The sequence below is a fragment of the uncultured Sunxiuqinia sp. genome, assembly GCF_963974515.1.
Lineage (GTDB): Bacteria > Bacteroidota > Bacteroidia > Bacteroidales > Prolixibacteraceae > Sunxiuqinia.
This window is the reverse complement of record NZ_CAXBDD010000040.1, coordinates 1-19728: the sequence shown is the minus strand read 5'-3', so window position 1 is coordinate 19728 and position 19728 is coordinate 1. Positions and strand designations below refer to the sequence as shown.

At 46.2% G+C, this 19728-nt stretch carries 16 protein-coding genes; 12 read left to right on the top strand and 4 right to left on the bottom strand.

Annotated elements, in window-relative coordinates; genetic code table 11:
* Positions 1-369: 369 nt before the first annotated feature.
* Together AAC033_RS10530 and AAC033_RS10525 are read right to left on the bottom strand one after the other, a co-directional pair.
* Positions 370-1620 (bottom strand): FtsX-like permease family protein, encoded by a 1251-nt coding sequence (locus AAC033_RS10530; protein ID WP_339737825.1) that lies wholly within the window; start codon positions 1618-1620, stop codon positions 370-372.
* Positions 1621-1698: 78 nt separating this feature from the next.
* Positions 1699-2685, bottom strand: a complete 987-nt coding sequence (locus tag AAC033_RS10525) for a lysylphosphatidylglycerol synthase transmembrane domain-containing protein (protein ID WP_339737824.1) — start codon at positions 2683-2685, stop codon at positions 1699-1701.
* Positions 2686-2880: 195 nt separating this feature from the next.
* Between AAC033_RS10525 and rsmA the strand changes: the two genes are divergently transcribed.
* Genes rsmA through AAC033_RS10500 form a run of 5 tightly spaced genes read left to right on the top strand, consistent with a single transcriptional unit; the run spans position 2881 to position 7350 of the window.
* A complete protein-coding gene (gene rsmA, locus AAC033_RS10520) occupies positions 2881-3657 on the top strand; it encodes a 16S rRNA (adenine(1518)-N(6)/adenine(1519)-N(6))-dimethyltransferase RsmA (RefSeq protein ID WP_339737822.1) in 777 nt (258 codons plus the stop codon).
* A gap of 10 nt (positions 3658-3667) precedes the next feature.
* The gene (gene mgtE, locus AAC033_RS10515) at positions 3668-5026 is read left to right on the top strand and encodes a magnesium transporter (protein WP_339737820.1); all 1359 of its coding nucleotides are present in this window, start codon (positions 3668-3670) and stop codon (positions 5024-5026) included.
* 2 nt (positions 5027-5028) lie between these two features.
* Complete coding sequence (locus AAC033_RS10510; RefSeq protein ID WP_339737818.1) at positions 5029-5484, top strand: RimK/LysX family protein; 456 nt, start codon at positions 5029-5031, stop codon at positions 5482-5484.
* A gap of 9 nt (positions 5485-5493) precedes the next feature.
* Positions 5494-6366 carry a 30S ribosomal protein S6--L-glutamate ligase gene (gene rimK, locus AAC033_RS10505; protein ID WP_339737816.1) on the top strand — a complete coding sequence of 291 codons (873 nt, stop codon included), beginning with the start codon at positions 5494-5496 and terminating at the stop codon, positions 6364-6366.
* A gap of 12 nt (positions 6367-6378) precedes the next feature.
* Positions 6379-7350 (top strand): succinylglutamate desuccinylase/aspartoacylase family protein, encoded by a 972-nt coding sequence (locus AAC033_RS10500; RefSeq protein ID WP_339737814.1) that lies wholly within the window; start codon positions 6379-6381, stop codon positions 7348-7350.
* Positions 7351-7588: 238 nt separating this feature from the next.
* On the opposite strand, the gene AAC033_RS10495 is transcribed toward AAC033_RS10500, so the two are convergent.
* A complete protein-coding gene (locus AAC033_RS10495; protein WP_339737812.1) occupies positions 7589-8842 on the bottom strand; it encodes an ABC transporter permease in 1254 nt (417 codons plus the stop codon).
* 223 nt (positions 8843-9065) lie between these two features.
* On the opposite strand from AAC033_RS10495, the gene purH reads away from it, so the two are divergent.
* The 7 genes from purH (at position 9066) to AAC033_RS10460 (ending at position 17837) form a co-directional block, all read left to right on the top strand.
* Positions 9066-10655, top strand: a complete 1590-nt coding sequence (gene purH / locus AAC033_RS10490; protein ID WP_339737810.1) for a bifunctional phosphoribosylaminoimidazolecarboxamide formyltransferase/IMP cyclohydrolase — start codon at positions 9066-9068, stop codon at positions 10653-10655.
* Positions 10656-10705: 50 nt separating this feature from the next.
* Complete coding sequence (locus AAC033_RS10485) at positions 10706-11728, top strand: rod shape-determining protein (protein WP_339737808.1); 1023 nt, start codon at positions 10706-10708, stop codon at positions 11726-11728.
* A gap of 34 nt (positions 11729-11762) precedes the next feature.
* The gene (mreC, locus tag AAC033_RS10480) at positions 11763-12590 is read left to right on the top strand and encodes a rod shape-determining protein MreC (RefSeq protein WP_339737806.1); all 828 of its coding nucleotides are present in this window, start codon (positions 11763-11765) and stop codon (positions 12588-12590) included.
* Positions 12583-13089 carry a rod shape-determining protein MreD gene (gene mreD, locus AAC033_RS10475; protein WP_339737804.1) on the top strand — a complete coding sequence of 169 codons (507 nt, stop codon included), beginning with the start codon at positions 12583-12585 and terminating at the stop codon, positions 13087-13089. Before mreC ends, mreD begins: the two co-directional genes overlap by 8 nt.
* 4 nt (positions 13090-13093) lie before the next feature.
* Positions 13094-14917, top strand: coding sequence for a penicillin-binding protein 2 (mrdA, locus tag AAC033_RS10470; RefSeq protein WP_339737802.1), 1824 nt, complete (start codon positions 13094-13096; stop codon positions 14915-14917).
* 5 nt (positions 14918-14922) lie between these two features.
* Positions 14923-16350, top strand: coding sequence for a rod shape-determining protein RodA (gene rodA / locus AAC033_RS10465; protein ID WP_339737800.1), 1428 nt, complete (start codon positions 14923-14925; stop codon positions 16348-16350).
* A 188-nt stretch (positions 16351-16538) separates the two neighbouring features.
* A complete protein-coding gene (locus AAC033_RS10460) occupies positions 16539-17837 on the top strand; it encodes a lysine 2,3-aminomutase (RefSeq protein ID WP_339737798.1) in 1299 nt (432 codons plus the stop codon).
* 413 nt (positions 17838-18250) lie between these two features.
* On the opposite strand, the gene AAC033_RS10455 is transcribed toward AAC033_RS10460, so the two are convergent.
* Complete coding sequence (locus AAC033_RS10455; protein WP_339737796.1) at positions 18251-19381, bottom strand: Fic family protein; 1131 nt, start codon at positions 19379-19381, stop codon at positions 18251-18253.
* Positions 19382-19728: the final 347 nt, after the last annotated feature.

Sequence of the window (19728 nt, the reverse complement as noted above, 5' to 3'; positions counted from 1 at the left end):
TGGTGCTAAAATGGAGTGCCCGATGTGTCAAAAATCTGATGCAAACGTTCTGCGGTAACTGGGGGAAAACGGGTTTAAATGGCCGTGTAGTCTTTGCATAAGATCTCCCGCCAAAGGACTCCGTGACTGTTTAGTTATATCTTCCCCGGCGAAAAGTGGATCCATCACTATTTGGTCAACGTCTGAAAGAGAACAGCGACGTGTTATGATGATTAGATTTGACAGCATCAAAAGAAAACTTTGTGAAATTCGTGTTATTCGTGGACCAACGGTCTTAAGTTATCCATTCGTGCATCCGTGGCTGTCAGGTCGAATGGGCACAGGTCATGAGCACTCAAACCCGCATCATTCCTGTAATCCAGGGAAAAACTATTCGAATCGGATGGTTTTTTCGGGTGAAATGCGGCTGACAAAATACGACGGGCCAAGCAGCATAAACGTGGTGGCTACCAGTGCCCCAACATTTAAAAGTACCAGATGCAGAATAGAAATATTCACCGGAACGGTATCGACATAATAGGAAGTGGGATCGAGATGAATAATTTCGAAGTAATGTTGCGCCAGCCCCAGCGCCAACCCCAGCAAATTGCCCCACAGCAGGCCCTGCCCAATCAAAAAGACCGACAAATAAAGGAAGACCTTGCGGACATTGACATTGGCCGCACCCAGGGACTTAAGCACGCCAATCATTTGGGTACGCTCCAAAATAATGACCAGCAAGCCCGAAACCATGTTAAAGCCGGCCACCAGAACCATGAGCAACAGAATGATCCACACATTCATATCGAGCAAGTTCAGCCAGTCGAAAATATGCGGAAACTTCCGCTTGATGTTGATCACCCGCAGCAGCGATTCGTCATCGGTCAGGTTGGCCAAAAGCAGGTCGCGCACCTGGTATTCCATGACGTCCACCTCATCCAAATCATTGATGAAAATTTCGAACCCGCTGATCTCGTCTTCCTCCCACGAGTTCAAGCTTTGAAGATGCCGGATGTCAATCAGCATAAACATCTGGTCGAACTCTTCCAACCCGGTACGGTAAATGCCGCCAACCTCAAACTGCCGGATGCGGGGTGTTCGTTCATTTTCATTCAGAAAATACATCCGAAACGAGTCGCCAAGGGTCAATTTCAGGAGGTTCGACACCTGTTCCGAAATCCACACCTGGCTGGTTCGCAACGAATCGAGCGGAATCTGTTTCCCGGCTACTTTGTTTTTTTCGAAGAAGGTCCAGTCAAAATCAGGAGCAACCCCTTTCAGCACCATACCCTGAATGGCTTCTTCGGTACGAATCATGCCCGGCTTGGTAATAAACTGCTGCACATGTTTTATCTCGGGCATGGCTCTCAGCTCGTCCAGAAAAGGTTGCCGGCTGTTGATCAACTCGGTTTGATAGGAAAAGTTGCTGTCGTAATTCACAACCTGCAGGTGTGCGGCAAAGCCATTTACTTTGTCTTCAATCTCGCGCTGAAAACCAGTCACAATTGCCACGGCCAAAATCATCACCATCATGCCCAGGCTGATGCCAGCTACCGCCAGGCGAACAATGCGCCGCGACATTTTTTGGCTTCGGTCTTTCGATGAAAACAATCGCCGGGCTATAAATAACTCTGTGTTCATAGTGATGAGTTGATGACAATGCCCAAAATTAAGAAGAAGTGTTAAGCCTGCAACCTTCAAAGCAAACTAATATTTTGCTTAAGCTTCTGTCCGGTTTATAAAAGGCAGGATAAGTAAGGAGATGAGTCCAAGCAGAATCATCATGGCCATCATGGACGTGTGGGCCAGCAGGGCGAACACCATGCCGTCGGATTTGTCGATACCATATACCAACAGGGCCTGAACCACCATGAAATGCCAGGCACCAATACCGCCCTGTACCGGTGCCACCATACCGTAGCTTCCGAGCACAAAAGCCGTTAAGCCGGCAATGGCAGGCAAGTGCGAAGTAAAATCGAACGAAAAGAAGATCACATACAGCATGAGGTAGTACATCAGCCAAATAAATACCGAATGGAAAATAAACGCCCACTTGTTGTTCATGTGCCTTAAGGTTCTCAAACCTTCAGCAAAGTTCTTGAGTACGCTTCGAATTTTGCCAAGCGCTGCGGTACGCATGATTCGCTTCCAGAAAAAAGCCACCAAAGCGATGACCAGGATAAACACCAAAATAGACCAGGGCGAGTGAGTGAGTTGGTTGAGTCGTGCATTCACTTCGGGGTTGTTATCCAGAAACTGGATTACCTGTCCAAACTGCCCCACAACCACCAACAGCGTAAATAAAAGCAGCATGATCACATCGACAATCCGTTCAACAACCACGGTTCCAATCAACTGCGTAAACGACATTTTTTCATATCGGGCCAACACCCCGCAACGCGAAATTTCGCCCATTCGTGGAAAAACAAGGTTCATCAAATAACCCACCATCACCGCCAAAAAGGTGTTTAGTGTGCGTGGGCTTTTGCCCAAAGGTTCAATCATCAGGTTCCAGCGCAAGGTTCGGCTGATATGGCTAAGCAATCCCAAAAACAAGGATAACAACACCCACCAGTAATTCACATCATTTTTTAAAATGGATTTTAGCCGGTCAACATTCTGATCTTTATAAACCAACCAAAATAAGAGGAGGCCTAAAGCTAAAAAAGCAAGGAATTTTAGGGTCTTTAAGATTTTTGGGTTCAAAGCAAACTTGTTAGTTTCTGAAATTACGCTATTTTTAAGATCGAATTTAGCGACACTTCCTATTTTTATTAAGTACTTTATTACATTTGCACGCCTTAAAAACGGCAAGTTTCACACACAAAAATAGATATTTGTTTGAATTCGCCTCGTTTTTTAACAACATATCTCACATTCAAAACAGAGAGAACAGCACGAATGATCAACGTCAGAGCAAAAAAGAACCTGGGACAACATTTCTTGAATGACAAGAATATTGCCCTGAAAATTGTTGACAGCCTGCAAGCTGACGACATCAAGCATGTTTTGGAAGTTGGTCCCGGAATGGGTGTTCTCACACAATTTTTACTGCAGAAGAAAAATTATCAAACCACGGTGGTTGAAATTGACCGCGAATCTGTGGCCTATCTCAAAGTGCACTTCCCGGAACTGGAAGACCGGATTATCTCAAGGGATTTTCTGAAAATGGATCTGGGGGCGTACTTTAGCGAACCTTTCGCCATTATCGGCAATTTTCCCTATAACATTTCATCACAAATTTTCTTTAAAGTACTGGAACACCGTGATCAAATTCCGGAAGTTGTTGGCATGATTCAGAAAGAAGTAGCCGAACGCATTGCCACCGGCCCGGGAAGCAAAACCTATGGTATCTTGAGTGTTTTTCTTCAGGCTTTCTACGATATCGACTATTTATTTACGGTTCACGAAAATGTTTTCATTCCGCCTCCTAAAGTCAAATCCGGGGTTATTCGCTTGCGCCGCAACCACACCAAAGCGCTCAACTGCAACGAGAAACTATTTTTTCAGTTGGTGAAAGCCGGCTTCGGTCAACGGCGCAAAATGCTCCGTAGCTCCGTTAAATCCTTTATTCGGGATGAAGAATTAAAACAAGATCCCATTTTTTCTAAACGTCCCGAGCAGTTAAGTGTTAATGATTTTGAACGTTTAACCCGGCTGATTGAAGGTCAGTCATAAAACCAGAACCATGCAATTCGAACTGAACAGAGAATTTATCGACGAGCTAAGGGTTCTTATCGAAAGTGAATCGGCAAAAGCCATTTTGGATAAGCTAGAAGGACTGCACCCAACCGATATTGCCGAACTCATGGACGAGCTGAACATGGACGAGGCCAAGTACCTTTACCTGCTGCTCGATCCTGAAAAGGCTTCGGATGTCATGGTTGAGATTCCTGAAAACGAACGCCGACGTTTTCTGAAAGTTCTTCCGCCCGAGCTGATTGCCCGGCAATTTATCGAATACATGGATTCGGATGATGCCGCCGACGTGGTTGGCGACCTGGAAGACGACATGAAGGAAGCCGTTCTTCAGGAGATGAAAGATAAAGAGCAAGCCGGCGACATTGCCGACCTGCTGGAATACGATGAAGAATCAGCGGGGGGATTGATGGCCAAGGAGCTGATTAAGGTCAACGAAAACTGGACGGTTCAAACTTCACTCAAGGAAATATCGGCCCAGGCCGAACACATTGATGAAATTTATTACGTGTATGTGGTTGATGATGGCGGCTTTTTAAAAGGCATCCTGTCGCTGACCAAATTGATTCTAAATCCAACCAACTCGAAGATTAAAACCCTGCTCGAAGATGACCTGCATTATGTGAAAACTGATGCCACGCAAGAAGAAGTGGCCCAGCTAATGGAACGCTTCGACTTGGTAGCCATTCCGGTTGTCGACCACATTGGACGGCTGAAAGGAAGAATTACAATTGACGACGTGGTGGATGTAATTCGGGAAGAAGCCGAAAAAGACTACCAGATGGTGTCGGGTATTACCGGCGATGTGGAGTCGGGCGACCGCGTGTGGAACTTAACCCGTGCCCGCCTGCCCTGGCTGCTAATCGGACTGCTTGGCGGTATTTTGGGGGCCCGTGTATTGGGAGCCAACGAATCGGCACTGAAACAAATTCAAGGCATCGCCTTTTTTATTCCACTGATTGCTGCGATGGCCGGTAATGTTGGCGTGCAGTCGTCCTCCATCGTCGTACAAACCATCGCCAGCGGTGCCCGCGATTTCGACTCGATTGGGAAAAAACTGGCCAAGGAACTGGCTGTTGGCTTAATCACCGCACTCGTATTTTCCTCCCTTATTTTTACGTATAATTTCTTCTTTACCGAAAGCTTGAAGTTGACTTGGGCCGTTAGTATTTCGCTGTTTATTGTCATCGTTTTCGCTTCCCTCTTCGGAACTACGATTCCATTGGTATTAAACAAGCTGAAGATTGACCCCGCATTGGCAACAGGGCCTTTCATCACAACCACCAACGACATCTTGGGATTGATCTTATACATGATGGTTGCCAAAATGTTTTTCAATATCATTTAGAAATGACCCTTTCCAGAATCATTATAGGACGCGAAGATGTTGCCGACTTTCCACATCTAAATTTGGAAGGTATTGAAGTGAAAACGGACTCAGGGGCGTACACCTCCAGCTTCCACTGTCACGACATCGAAATTATTCATGTTGACGGACAAGAGAAACTCAAATGTTTGTTTCTCGATCCGCAGCACCAAAAATATCATGATAAAGAATTTATTTTTGATACCTTTTCATTAAAAAAAGTAAAAAGCTCCAACGGCCAGCTCGAGGAGCGATTCAGCATTTCAACAGAAGTTAAATTGTTTGGACAGATTTTCCCAATTGAACTCACCCTAACCGAACGGGGAGCAATGAAGTTCCCGGTTTTGCTAGGCCGGAAATTCCTTTCCAAACGCTTTGTCGTTGACAGCTCATTGCGTAATTTATCACACAAAAGAAAGATCAAAATCGTAACTTTTTAAAAAAATTAAATGAAGATTGTTGTTTTGTCTCGAAACCCAAATCTATATTCCACACAGCGCTTAATTGAGTCAGGAAAACAGCGTGGCCATGAAATGCTGATTGTTGACCATTCCAAATGCGACCTGGTGATTGAAAAGAGAAAGCCAAGGGTTTATTACAAAGGTCAAAAGCTGGATGATGTTGATGCGGTGATTCCAAGAATCGGGGCTTCGGTCACCTTTTACGGAACAGCCGTGGTACGCCAGTTTGAAATGATGAAGGTGTTTACAGCCATTGAGTCGCAGGCACTGGTTCGATCACGCGATAAGTTACGCAGCCTTCAAATTCTGAGCCGGGCCGGACTCGGATTACCAAAAACAGTTTTTACAAACTATTCGCGCAATGTGAAGGATATTATCCGCATTGTCGGTGGAACGCCCGTTGTCATCAAAGTACTCGAAGGGACACAGGGGTTGGGTGTGGTGCTGGCCGAAACTGACAATGCCGCTGAGTCAGTCATAGAGGCTTTTAACGGACTCAAAGCCCGGGTGATTGTTCAGGAATACATTACGGAATCAAAGGGAGCCGATGTACGCGCCTTTGTGGTTGACGGCGTAGTGGTGGGCGCCATGAAACGCCAGGGTAAAAAAGGCGAATTTCGCTCGAACCTGCACCGGGGAGGCACCGCCGAAATCATTGAGCTAACAGAGGATGAGGAGAATGCCGCCCTGAAAGCCGCCCGCGTAATGGGGCTGGGAGTGGCTGGAGTGGACATGCTGCAATCGAACCACGGCCCGCTGATTTTGGAAGTCAACTCATCGCCGGGACTGGAAGGCATTGAAAGTGCTACCGGCACCGACATTGCCCGGAGCATCATTCGCTATGTTGAACGTAACGTCTAACGATTTATAGTAATGAGAACTCATCGTCCCATGACCATTCTGGGAACGGAAATCCGCCCCGGAAAGCAAACCATCCTGAATCTGGATATCGCCCGCTTGCATACCCGGGCCAAAGTGGAAGTGCCCGTCATTGTTGAACGTGGAAGGGAAGATGGCCCCGTACTTCTGCTCAATGCCGGGATTCACGGCAACGAAGTAAATGGGGTTGAAATTCTTCGCGAAATCATTGCAAAAAAGATCAATAAACCCAAGCGCGGAACGGTGATCTGTATTCCGGTTTTAAACGTCTTCGGATTTCTAAGCCAAACCCGCGAATTTCCGGATGGCAAAGATCTGAACCGGGTTTTTCCAGGCTCGAAGAACGGCTCATTGGCCAGCATTTTCGCCTTTCACCTGATGAACAACATCCTTCCTCACGTCGATTACTGCATCGATTTTCATACCGGAGGTGCCAATCGCTTTAACAGCTCGCAAATCCGCATTAACAGGGGTAACCCTGAATTACTGGAACTGGCCAAAGTGTTCAACCCCCGGTTTATTGTCTTTGCTCCCGACCGCGAAAAATCGTTTCGCCAGGCAGCCACTTTGGCCGGCAAGTCGGTTTTGCTTTTCGAAGGGGGCAAATCGCTCGACTTCCACAAGCGGATTACCATGCGGGGCATTCGCGGAGTGATGCAAGTGATGACCCATCTGGGCATGCGCGATTTCTCCGAAGGACTGGCTCACATGGAAATGCACCAATCTGTGATCATTGAGCAATCCATGTGGGTTCGTGCCCGTCACGGCGGCCTTTTCAGGTTTCATATCAAGGACGGGGCAAAGGTTGAAAAAGGTGAAATCATTGGCAGTATTTCCGACCCATACGGAAAATTTGAACATAAAGTAAAAATGCCATCTGCTGGCCACGTACTTGGATTAAACCACGCCCCCATCGTTTACCAAGGCGATGCGCTGCTCCATTTGGGAAGTACCCAAAAAGTATAAGCGCAAAGCCAAGCGTGTGGGTGGTTGATTGTTCGATGCCGGATGTTGCATACTGGATTATTGGCTCCATACCTCTTCGCTTGGGAACTTGAGATTCGACACTTGAAACTCATCGATGGTCGGGTGCTCTTCTGCTTGTGGTTGCATGACTCAAAACCCGAAACTTATCGGTTATCGATTGCTCCTCCGCCTGTGGTGGGATCCTGAAATTTGGAATTTGAAACTCGGGATCTCCCTGCTAAACGGTATTGATGGCCTCCACCGGATCGAGCCGAGCAGCCGAGAGAGCCGGCAAAAATCCGGACAAAACCCCTATTACAACCGAAATTATCAAGCCCAGCAGGACGTTCTCCGCATTCATGGCAATGGCCATATCCGACACATAGCTGAAAATACCGGTTCCCAGAAAGATCAAAAACAGGCCAACAGCGCCGCCTGCCAGTGAAAGGATCACCGACTCGAAAATAAATTGAAGCAGAATAAAATATTTCTTGGCTCCCAGGGCCTTTTGAATCCCGATAATCCGGGTGCGCTCTTTCACCGAAACAAACATGATGTTGGCAATTCCAAAACCGCCTACGACAATACTAAAGCCGCCAATCACCCAGCCAGCCAGGTTGAAAACCACAAAGAAAGCGTCAAATCGATTGCTGATGGCACTCACTTCGTTAATCGCAAAATCATTTTCCTCCATTGGCCTTAGCCTGCGCAGCGATCGCATAATGCCCTCCAGCTCGGCCGCAAATTCGTCCTTACCAACGCCCGGCTTCGACTTCACATTAATGGTTTGCCCCCGATCGCGGTTCTTAAAATCAACCATGTTGGCCGCATAAATAACCGGAATATGAATTCGCTTATCCATACTGGTGCCAAACATGTCGGTGCCTTTCTTCTCATACGTCCCGACCACTAACAAGCGATGGCCTCCAACTTTGATCTCTTTTCCGACCGGGCTCACCCCTGCAAACAAACGATCAACCAGCTCGCTGCCAACCAAAGCCATGGCAGCCCCTGAATGGCTTTCCGATTCGGTAAAATACCTGCCCTTGTCGATGCTTAAGCTCCAGGTCTCAATTAAATCGTGCGTGGTTGCCAGCACCTCTGTATTTTCCGCGCTGCTATTCTCGTATTGTACGGTCGTATTGAATCCAAAGAAAAAAACGGCATTCGCCGTATGCTGCGAGCGCCTGACCAGCTCATCGGCCTCATCCATCTCGGGCACTGGTCGGTTCAGGTATTTCCACCAGGGATATTCAGTTTCGCCTTCAGGTGGTGTCCAGGGCCATTTCTGAATGTAAACCATATTGTTGCCTAATGCGTTCAAGCTGCTGCGAATATAGTTTTCCAGTGAATCAATCACCGTAAAAACGGAAATAATGGCAAAAATACCAATGGTGATGCCCAGCAAGGAAAGAAAAGTGCGCAGCTTGTTAGCCCGCAGCGAATCGCCGGCAAACGAAAAACTTTCCAATATAAGCCGAAGTAGAAGCATTATTTTTGTTTCGATCAATAAAGATAGAATTATTACGGGCAACTTAAGGCTTGAGGAACTCAAAAAAAATCAAGCCACTGATTAAAATGATTTCTGAGATTCACTTTCCGCATCAAAACTTATTGTACCTTTTCGACGATAAAAATGCTGAATTCGCCTCCTTTTGCGAAAGGAAAATCAGTCGATTTTATTATCTTTGTGCATCAATTTCAAAAGACTATAAATGAAGGATTTAAAAAAGATTAAATCAGCACTTATTTCGGTTTATCATAAAGACAAACTGGATACTATCGTAAAAAAACTGGATCAATTAGGTGTTCAAATATATTCAACGGGAGGAACCCAATCGTTTATCGAAGGTTTAGGATCCCAGGTGACAGCCGTAGAAAGCTTAACAAGCTACCCATCCATCCTTGGAGGCCGGGTAAAAACACTTCACCCAAAAGTTTTTGGAGGCATACTCAACCGCCGCGACCATGAAGGTGACCAGAAGCAATTACTCGATTATGAGATTCCGGAGATTGACTTGGTGATCGTTGATTTATACCCTTTTGAAGAGACCGTTGCCTCAGGCGCATCAGAAGAAGACATCATTGAAAAAATAGACATTGGCGGCATTGCACTGATTCGTGCAGCAGCAAAGAACTTCAAGGACGTTATCATCGTTTCATCGCGCGAACAGTACGAAGATTTCATCCAACTGTTGGATGAAAAAAACGGAGAAAGCTCGATCGACGACCGGAAAGCCTTTGCGCGAAAAGCGTTTGCTACTTCGTCGCACTACGATTCGGCGATCTTCAATTATTTCAACGAAGGAATCACAGAAACCAACCGGGTGAGCCTGAACGACGGACACGTGCTTCGTTATGGCGAAAACCCGCACCAGTCTGCTACTTTTTACAAGTTCGACAATGCCGAAAACAAAACCACATTGGCCAATGCGGAAGTGCTGCAGGGTAAAGCTTTGTCGTATAACAACCTGCTGGATGCTGACGCGGCCTGGAAATCGGCCAGCGATGCCTACCATGCCGTGACGCACCTGGAAAATAAAGTGGCTGTTTCGGTTATTAAACACCTCAACCCTTGCGGGCTCGCGGTAACTGGCAACATCCTGCAATCGCTGGATTTGGCTTGGGCTGGCGACCCCATCAGCGCGTTTGGTTCCATCATTTGCTTTACCGATACGGTGACTGCCGAAGTGGCCAACTGGTTTGGGAAAAAATTTGTAGAAATCATCATCGCTCCGGAATTCACCCCCGAAGCCCTCGAAATATTCAGCAAAAAGAAAAACCTTCGCTTGCTGGTAACACCTGTAAAAGCTGAAATTACCGGCGAAAAATTATACCGGTCCGTCAGCGGTGGAATGCTGGTTCAAGATGAAGATGAAGGGATGGATGCCGAATTCAAGAATGTCACAAAAATTCAGTTTGATGACAATAAATTAAATCTGGCCAAGTTTGGTATAACAGCGTGTAAACATTTAAAAAGCAATGCCATTGCCTTGGTAACCGAAAACGCCGATGGCTCATTTTGGCTGACAGGCGCCGGCATGGGACAACCCAACCGGCTGGACAGTCTTCGTCAATTGACCATCCCACGTTTTAACATGAAAGAAGGTATTAAGATCGAAGAGTCTGTTCTGATCTCCGATGCCTTTTTCCCCTTCCGCGACAGCATTGAAGCCGCCAACGAATATGGGGTAAAATACCTTGTCGAGCCCGGTGGAAGTATTCGCGACGAGGAAGTGATTGAAGCGTGCGACGAGTTTGGCATGGCTATGTTGTTTACCGGAAGACGTCATTTTAAACATTAAACCCAAAACTGCTTCGGCGGAAATTTAGATACAGTAAGGAGAATTAGACTATGGGATTGTTTTCATTTTTGACCCAGGAAATTGCGATTGACCTTGGGACGGCAAATACCATTATCATCCAGAATGATAAAATTGTGGTGGATGAACCGTCAATTGTAACGATCGACCTGAAAACAGAAAAGCTTGTTGCCATCGGCGAAAAAGCGCGACAGATGCAGGGAAAAACACACGCCAACCTGAAAACCATCAGGCCATTGCGCGATGGAGTGATTGCCGATTTTAATGCCGCCGAGCAAATGATCCGGGGAATGATTAAAATGATTAACCCCAAATCACGGTTTTTCTCACCCGCTTTACGAATGGTCGTCTGTATCCCATCCGGCTCAACAGAAGTTGAAATCCGTGCGGTACGCGACTCTGCGGAACATGCTGGGGGACGCGAAGTGTACATGATATACGAACCCATGGCCGCGGCCATTGGAATTGGACTGGACGTGGAAGCTCCCGAAGGTAGCATGATTGTTGACATTGGCGGTGGAACAACCGAAATTGCCGTAATTTCGCTGGGCGGTATCGTCACCAACAAATCCATCCGGATTGCAGGCGACGACCTGACAGCCGACATTATGGAGTACATGCGCCACCAACACAACATCAAAATAGGAGAACGAACAGCTGAAGAAATTAAAATACATGTTGGCTCTGCCCTTTCGCAACTGGAAGATCCACCCAACGATTACATCATTCAGGGGCCTAACCAGATGACAGCTTTGCCCATCGAAGTGCCGGTATCGTATCAGGAGATTTCGCACTGTCTGGAAAAATCGATTTCAAAAATTGAAACGGCCATTCTGAGCGCGTTGGAGCAAACACCACCGGAGTTGTACTCCGACATCGTTACCAGGGGTATTTACCTGGCAGGCGGCGGCGCCTTGTTGCGCGGACTGGACAAGCGGCTAACCGAGAAGATCAATATTCCGTTCCACATTGCTGAAGATCCCTTGAGAGCAGTTGCACGAGGTACTGGCATCGCGCTTAAAAATGTTGATAAATTCTCCTTCCTGATCAGGTAACACTGAGTAGGAAGGAGTAAAATCCTTCTACTTCATGAGAAGTTTGCTCCAGTTTCTTGCTCGATTTCATGTCTTTTTCTTGTTCTTGGCACTCGAAATAATTTCTCTGATTTTGATTGTCAACTACAATAATTTTCAGCGAGTTCGATTTCTCAATTCAAGCAACCGGCTTTCCGCTTCAGTTTACGAACTGTCCAGCAACCTGACGAGCTATTTTCAGCTACGCCGAATTAATGAGGAGCTGGCCGCAGAAAATGCGGAATTGCAAACCAAGCTTCAAAAGCTACAGGTGGTCGATATTTTCAGCCAGGCTGATACCTCGGTCATCCGGGATACCACCTACCAGTTTATTCCGGCTCGCATCATCAACAACTCGGTCAATAAACAATACAACTACGTCACCCTGAATAAGGGACGGCTGGATGGCATTGAACCCGACATGGGCATTATTGGTCCCAACGGCGTAGTTGGCGTGGTAACCAATGTATCGGCCCATTACAGCTCGGGCCCCAGCATACTGAACAGGCGATGGCGGGTTTCAGCTAAAATAAAAAAGAACAACTATTTTGGCTCATTATTTTGGGGTGGAAGCGATCCACAGTATGCCCAACTAAACGAAATTCCGTTTCATGTTGAGCTGGCCGCTGGCGATACCATCATCACAAGTGGCTACTCGTCCATTTTTCCGGGAGGCATCTTAATTGGGGTCATCGAAGATTTTAACCACGACAGCGGAGCTAATTTCTACCAAGTTAATGTTCGCCTGTCAACCAATTTTAAGACAATTTCGCATGTTGAGCTGGTGAAGAATAATTTTTTGGAAGAACAAATCAAATTAGAAGAACTAAATACCGATGATTAGAGACCTGCTGAAATATTTGATCATGCTCGTAGTGCTGGTGCTATTGCAGGCCCTGATCCTGAACAATATTCAGTTCAGCGGGTACGTCAATCCGTATTTGTACATTCTTTTTATCTTGTTGCTGCCCTTTGAAACACCTCGATACCTGCTACTTTTCATGGGATTCTTCCTGGGCCTCTTTATTGATATTTTCAGTAACACACCGGGTATTCATGCCTCAGCCACCACCTTTCTGGCATTTCTCCGGCCGTTCACCATCGACCTGATATCCTCACGCGATAATATTGAAGTAAGTTCATCGCCCCGATTAAACCAGATGGGATTTGGCTGGTTCATCCGGTATACCCTGATTTTAGTACTTGCGCATCATCTCTTCTTATTTTTTATCGAAGTTTTTACCTTTGAGGGGTTTATTTACACATTATCCAGAAGCTTGTTAAGCGCTTTCTTTACCATTGTATTGATCATCGTCAGTCAGTTTCTGATTTTTAAGGAGTGAGTTAGTGGACAATTTTTCAAAACGAAAATATTTACTGGGAGCGATTTTCATCATCGTTGCTTTGATCTTTACCGTGCGCTTGTTCCGCTTGCAGGTGCAGGACAACGACTACAAGCAGTCGGCCACGAGAAACGTACTCCGCAGGGTCATTACCTACCCTGCTCGGGGACTGATATACGACCGCCATGGAGAACTGCTTGTTTACAACAAAGCATCGTACGACCTGCTGGTGACTCCACGCGAGTTAACGGCTTTCGATACCGCCAGCTTTTGTCAGATCCTCGAGATTGAAAAAGAAGAGCTCATTGCCAACCTTCAAAAAGCCAAGAAATATTCCACCTACAAACCCTCAGTGGTTATCAAACAGCTTTCACCCGAGAATTACGCGGTGTTACAGGAAAAGATTTTTCGCTTTCCCGGCTTTTTTGTTCAATCCCGAACGCTGCGCGAATACCCTCAGAAAAACGCGGGGCATGTACTCGGGTATGTTGGCGAGGTTGACCGTAGCAAAATCGAGAATGATCCCTATTATTCGCAGGGCGACTACATTGGAATTACCGGGCTGGAAAATTCATACGAAGAAGCCTTGCGGGGACAAAAGGGAGTGAGCTTTCAACTGGTTGATGTACACAACCGCGTTAAAGGTAGCTACCGCGAAGGCCGAAGCGACACCGTAGCGGTTCTCGGTAAAAACCTCACCTCAACCCTGGATGCCGAACTTCAGGCCTACACCGAATACCTGATGCAAAACAAGAAAGGCAGCGTGGTGGCCATCGAACCTGCCACAGGTGAAGTGCTGGCATTTTTGAGCGCACCGACCTACGACCCCACGCTCCTGGTTGGTCGGGCGCGGGGCACCAACTATCAGAAACTGGCCGAAGATACGCTTAAGCCGATTTTCAACCGGGCGATCCGGGCCGCTTATCCTCCCGGCTCAACGTTCAAACTCATCAATGGCTTAATTGCCCTTCAGGAAAACACAATCAATGAGCAAACCCGGTTTAGCTGCAGTGGAACCGTTTCACGCCCCATTCGATGCACCCACAGCCACTATTCGCCCATTGCCCTGCGCGATGCCATCAGAGAATCGTGCAACCCATTTTTCTGGAATGCCTACAGTTCCATCATCCGCAAATACCCCCGGCCGGATCAAGGCTATAATGTTTGGAGAAACCACCTGCTAAGCTTTGGACTTGGGCAACGGCTGGGAACCGAGTTTACCAATGAATTGGCTGGCAATATTCCGGAAGATTCCTACTACAACTATTACTATGGAGAAAACCGATGGAACGCCTTAACCATTCGTTCCATGGCAATCGGGCAAGGCGAGTTGCTGATCACCCCTTTTCAATTGGCCAACCTGGCAGCCACCATTGCCAATCGCGGACATTACTATACGCCACACCTGGTCAGGTCAATCTGGAGTACCCGGGAAGAAGTAGAAAAACTGGAGTTTGAACGTCATGAATCGACGATTGATCCCAGCCATTTTGATGTTGTGATTGATGGCATGCAAGCAGTAGTCGAAGAAAGCAATGTCCGGTATTATTCAAAGCTGGATAGCATCATCATCTGCGGAAAAACCGGAACGGTACAAAATCCGCACGGTTCAGACCACTCCGTTTTTATTGCCTTCGCTCCGAAAGATAATCCGCAAATCGCTATTTCGGTTTATGTGGAAAACGGTGTTTGGGGTTCGCGCTATGCCGCTCCCATCGCCAGCCTGATTATTGAAAAATACCTGAATGGGGAGATTGCTCCGCGAAGAATTGCAGTGGAAGAACGCATGCGGGATGCCAATTTGTTAAATCCAAATCAACCAAAATAAGCAGCGTGGCACGAAGAAATAACATATGGGCGAATTTGGACTGGATCAGCATAATTCTTTACTTGGTATTGATTTTTATGGGCTGGGTCAACATTTATGCGGCGGTGTACAATGAAGAGCACAGCAGCATTCTGGATATGACCCAACGCTATGGCAAACAGCTCATCTGGATTGTCGCCGCACTGGTAATTGGCAGCACCCTCATTTTGGTCGACAGTAAGTTCTATGTCTTTTCGGCCTACGGATTTTATGCCATTACCATCCTGTTGCTGATTGCCGTCCTCCTTTTCGGGACCCAGGTCAAAGGATCCACCTCGTGGTTTCAGGTTGGCGGCATCGCCATTCAGCCAGCCGAGTTTGTTAAGTTTACCACAGCCCTGGCCCTGGCTAAATATTTAAGTTCGTACAACTTCAAAATGCACCGGTTTAAATCGCTGGTGATTATTGGAGCCATCCTGGCGCTCCCCGTAATGCTTATTTTCATGCAGAACGACACCGGATCAGCCTTGGTAATTGGTGTCTTCATCCTGGTCTTGTTCCGCGAAGGTTTATCAGGCTTTGTGCTTTTCCTGGTTTTTATTGTAGCACTAATTTTCATTCTGACACTGGTTTTATCTCCCCTGCATACCATATTTACCTTGACTGCGGGAGCGCTCCTGTTCCACTATATCATGCAGCAAAGATTATCTGAAACGATCAAAGCACTCGCGATTTACGCCACCTTTTCAGCGCTTTTCCTCTTTGGCGGACATATTTTCGAGCTTGAACTATCGGATGTAAAGCTTGTGCTGGCGGCAACTATTTTGTCTTGCGCCATCTTTGCCATCTATTCACTTCGAAAAGGAGTTCATAACCTGCTGATCGTTATTGGACTTTATCTTGGGCTTGTGTTTCTAACTTTTTCGGTCGACTATGTCGTCAACAATGTGCTGCAACCACACCAGCAAAGCCGGATCAACGAACTGTTGGGCATCGAATCCGATCCGCTGGGCGTGGGCTACAATGTCAACCAATCCAAAATTGCCATTGGCTCCGGAGGCTTCTCCGGCAAAGGATTTTTGAATGGCACCCAAACCAAGTTCGACTTTGTGCCCGAACAAAGCACCGACTTCATTTTCTGTACCGTGGGTGAGGAATGGGGATTTATAGGGACCACAACCGTGATTGGCTTGTTCCTGTTTTTATTGCTCCGGCTCCTATACCTGGCCGAGCGCCAGCGATCGACCTTTAGCCGGGTGTATGGCTATAGCGTAGCGTGCATCATTTTCTTTCACCTGTCCATCAACATCGGGATGACAATTGGATTGGCGCCCGTCATCGGCATTCCCTTGCCCTTCTTCAGCTATGGCGGATCATCGCTGTGGTCGTTCACCATTTTGCTCTTTATTTTCCTGCGTTTGGATGCCAGCAGGGCCGAGAAGTTGAGCCACTAAACCGACCTTTAATCATAAAACGTCTTTTCCAAATTCCCCTTTTTTTACTATCTTCGCTTCGCTACAAAAAAGGGACTAAAAAGTATGTAATATATCATGTTTTAGGTGGTTGCAGCGGCAGCCCCAGTTTTCGCGTGATATTGGTTATTACTCCTGGTGGTATTAATCTTTTTTAAAAACTAAAAATCATGAATTATCGCTCTTACACGCTCGGTAACTTCCGGCAAATTCCTCAGATCGCGGTTTTAAGTGAAGAGGAGCAGTTCGTCATTGAAGTTATCGGAACCGTTTTACCTTTCAAAGTAAGTAACTACATCGTTGATGAGTTAATCGACTGGAACAACTTTGCAAAGGATCCGTTTTTTATCCTCAACTTCCCACAAAAGGGAATGCTTTCCGAAGAACATTTTCAGAAAATCGCCAAGCTGCTGAAAAGCAATGCAGACAAGGCCACATTGAAAAAGGCTGTGGATAAAATCCGCATGCAACTGAATCCAAATCCAGCCGGGCAAGAAGCCAACGTACCTGAATTGAATGGAGTCCGGCTCAACGGCATTCAACACAAGTACCGCGAAACCATGCTGTTTTTCCCCAGCCAGGGACAAACCTGCCATGCCTACTGCACCTTCTGTTTTCGCTGGCCGCAGTTTGCCATGAACAGCTTTAAGTTTGCCATGAAGGAGGCAGACTTGATGATTCAGTACTTGAAAGCCCATCCCGAAATTACCGATGTGCTGATTACCGGAGGAGATCCGGCCGTGATGAAAACCAAATTTTTTGAGCATTACATCAATGCCATTCTGGATGCCGGCCTGAAACACGTCCGCACCATCCGGATTGGAACAAAAGCCTTGAGTTACTGGCCCTACCGCTTTACCACCGATGACGATGCCGAGGATTTGATGAAGCTTTTCCGGAAAGTGGCTGATCACGGGATTTCCGTTTCATTGATGGCACATTTCAACCACCCGCGCGCCATGGAAACCGAAGCCGTTAAAGCAGCCATTCGAAACCTGCAAGCTGCCGGCGTGCAGATTCGTTCGCAATCGCCACTGCTAAAAAATATTAACAACGACCCGGCCATTTGGTCAACCATGTGGCGCGAACAGGTCAACCTGGGAATCATTCCGTATTACATGTTTATCGCGCGCGATACTGGTGCACAAGACTACTTTGCCGTTACGCTGGATCAGGCCTGGCGAATTTATCAAAAAGCCATTCAAAAGGTAAGCGGCGTATGTCGCACCGTGCGTGGGCCATCCATGTCATGCGCTCCCGGGAAAGTTCAAGTATTGGGCATCCAGAAAATTCATGGAGAGCAGGTTTTTGTGCTCAACTTCCTGCAAGGACGAAACCCCGACTGGGTTGGGCGTCCGTTCTTTGCCAAGTACAATCCGAAGGCCATTTGGCTCAACGACCTGGAACCCGCCTTTGGCCAGGAAGAATTTTTCTTCGAGAATGCCAACCCCAAATTGCAAATCGTCTAATTTTGGCTTGGTGAGGGTTACATACACTTGGGGTGAAGCCCTCACTGACTATATAGGCCATAACACAAGGCTACCTTTGATCTACTCAGCGGGTGACCCCGAGTCTCCCGCTGAGTAGCAGCTCGGGGCAAACTTTTTCTTTTTCAAAGCAAGAACACGGGAGGTACTCCCAAACACCAGCAGAAACGGGGTAAATAGCCGGGGTATAAACACCAACTCACCCGTGACAATAACGTGAAAAACACAAAAACCTGCGACATATCAGTGAACGCTGGCTGTTTCCAAGCTGCTCTATTTTGTGAAAATCAATAAAAACTTCAATAAGTGCATAGCCAAACCCCCGGGTGTAGTTCAACCTGAAATAATCGCTGGGCGTTGCACACCGCTCATATACCCTAATAAATTACAAGTTTTTAAGCCACTTTTTCATTGGTGCCTTGCATTTTTTTCAATTCATAATTTGTGCTTCTTCCACCACTTGCTTCCTTTTGTAAAATATCCTTCTTTATTAAATTCTGAATATCTCGAAAAGCATTATCCTGTGAGCAATTGTTAATTTTTGCCCATTTCGATGTCGTCAACTTTCCATCAAATCCATCAAGCAATCTGTTTATTATTTTTTGCTGTCTATTATTGATAATTGTGGTAGAATGGTTTTTCCAAAAATCTGCTTTATGAAGTATTTTCGATAAAATTTCTTCGGTGGAGTCAATAGCATTTATTAAGCCTTGCAAAAACCACAAAATCCATTCTGTAATATCTGAATTTCCTTTTTGTGTTTTTTCTAGTTTTTCATAATACTGTTTCCTTTCAATTCTAATTTGTGCAGACATACTATAAAAACGTCTAATGCTTTTATCAGAGCGAGCCAGTATCATATCTGTAATTGCCCTTGTAATTCGTCCGTTTCCATCATCGAATGGATGAATTGTCACAATCCATAAATGAGCTATAGCTGCCTTAAGAACCAAATCTATTTCATGCTCGTTTTCAAACCAGTCCAGGAATCTGTTCATTTCTGGTTCTATTCGGTCTGAACTTGGAGCTTGATAGGGAACTTCTTCTTTTTCCATTACTCCCGATACAACTTGCATAGGTCCAGTCGTATCTTTTCTCCAGTCTGCTACTGTGATTTTATAAAGATTACTCCATCCTGATGGAAAAAGTGCTGCATGCCAACCAAGCAACCTGTCTCTAGTCAAAGGAATATCATATCTTTGAGTAGCGTCAAGCATCATTTCAACTATCCCGTCAACGTGACGCTCCGATTCCACAGCTCCTGCAATGTCAATTCCTGGTCGCCTTGCAATTGAAGAACGTACTTGTTCCATCTCCAAAAATTCGCCTTCGATTTCCGATGATTTAATAACATCTAACGTAAGAATGTCCAATACGGCTTCATTTTGCAAATCAGAACCAAGCGATTCCATTTTACCGAACAGTCTTCCTTGTTGATTTCTAGCTTCACCTAGTTTTATCATCACTTTTTTATTGTACCAAGTGAAGTCTGTCCAGTTCTCGTTTTCGTGGATATAAGTTTTCATTCTCAGCAAATTATGCGACAAATATCCTCCCTATTCTCTTCAAAAAAGTTTCTCCGCGAAATATGCTGAGATTATAGTAATTAATCGCCGCAATGGCGGTTTTATGGTTAGCGCTAACATCCGGCTGTATGCCGTCGGCCGGGACATTTCTTCCAATGACGAAATTTTCAGGCCAAACGTTGGTGACTGGGGAGAATGAGACCCATCATATGCTATGGAGGCCCGGCTGCCGTGTCACAGCATGTTGAGCTTAGTTTCAACTCATAAATTAACTTCTTTTAAGTTGTTTCTCCATGTCAACTTATATCAAAATACAGGAGCAAACCTCTCTTTATATTTGTATTTTA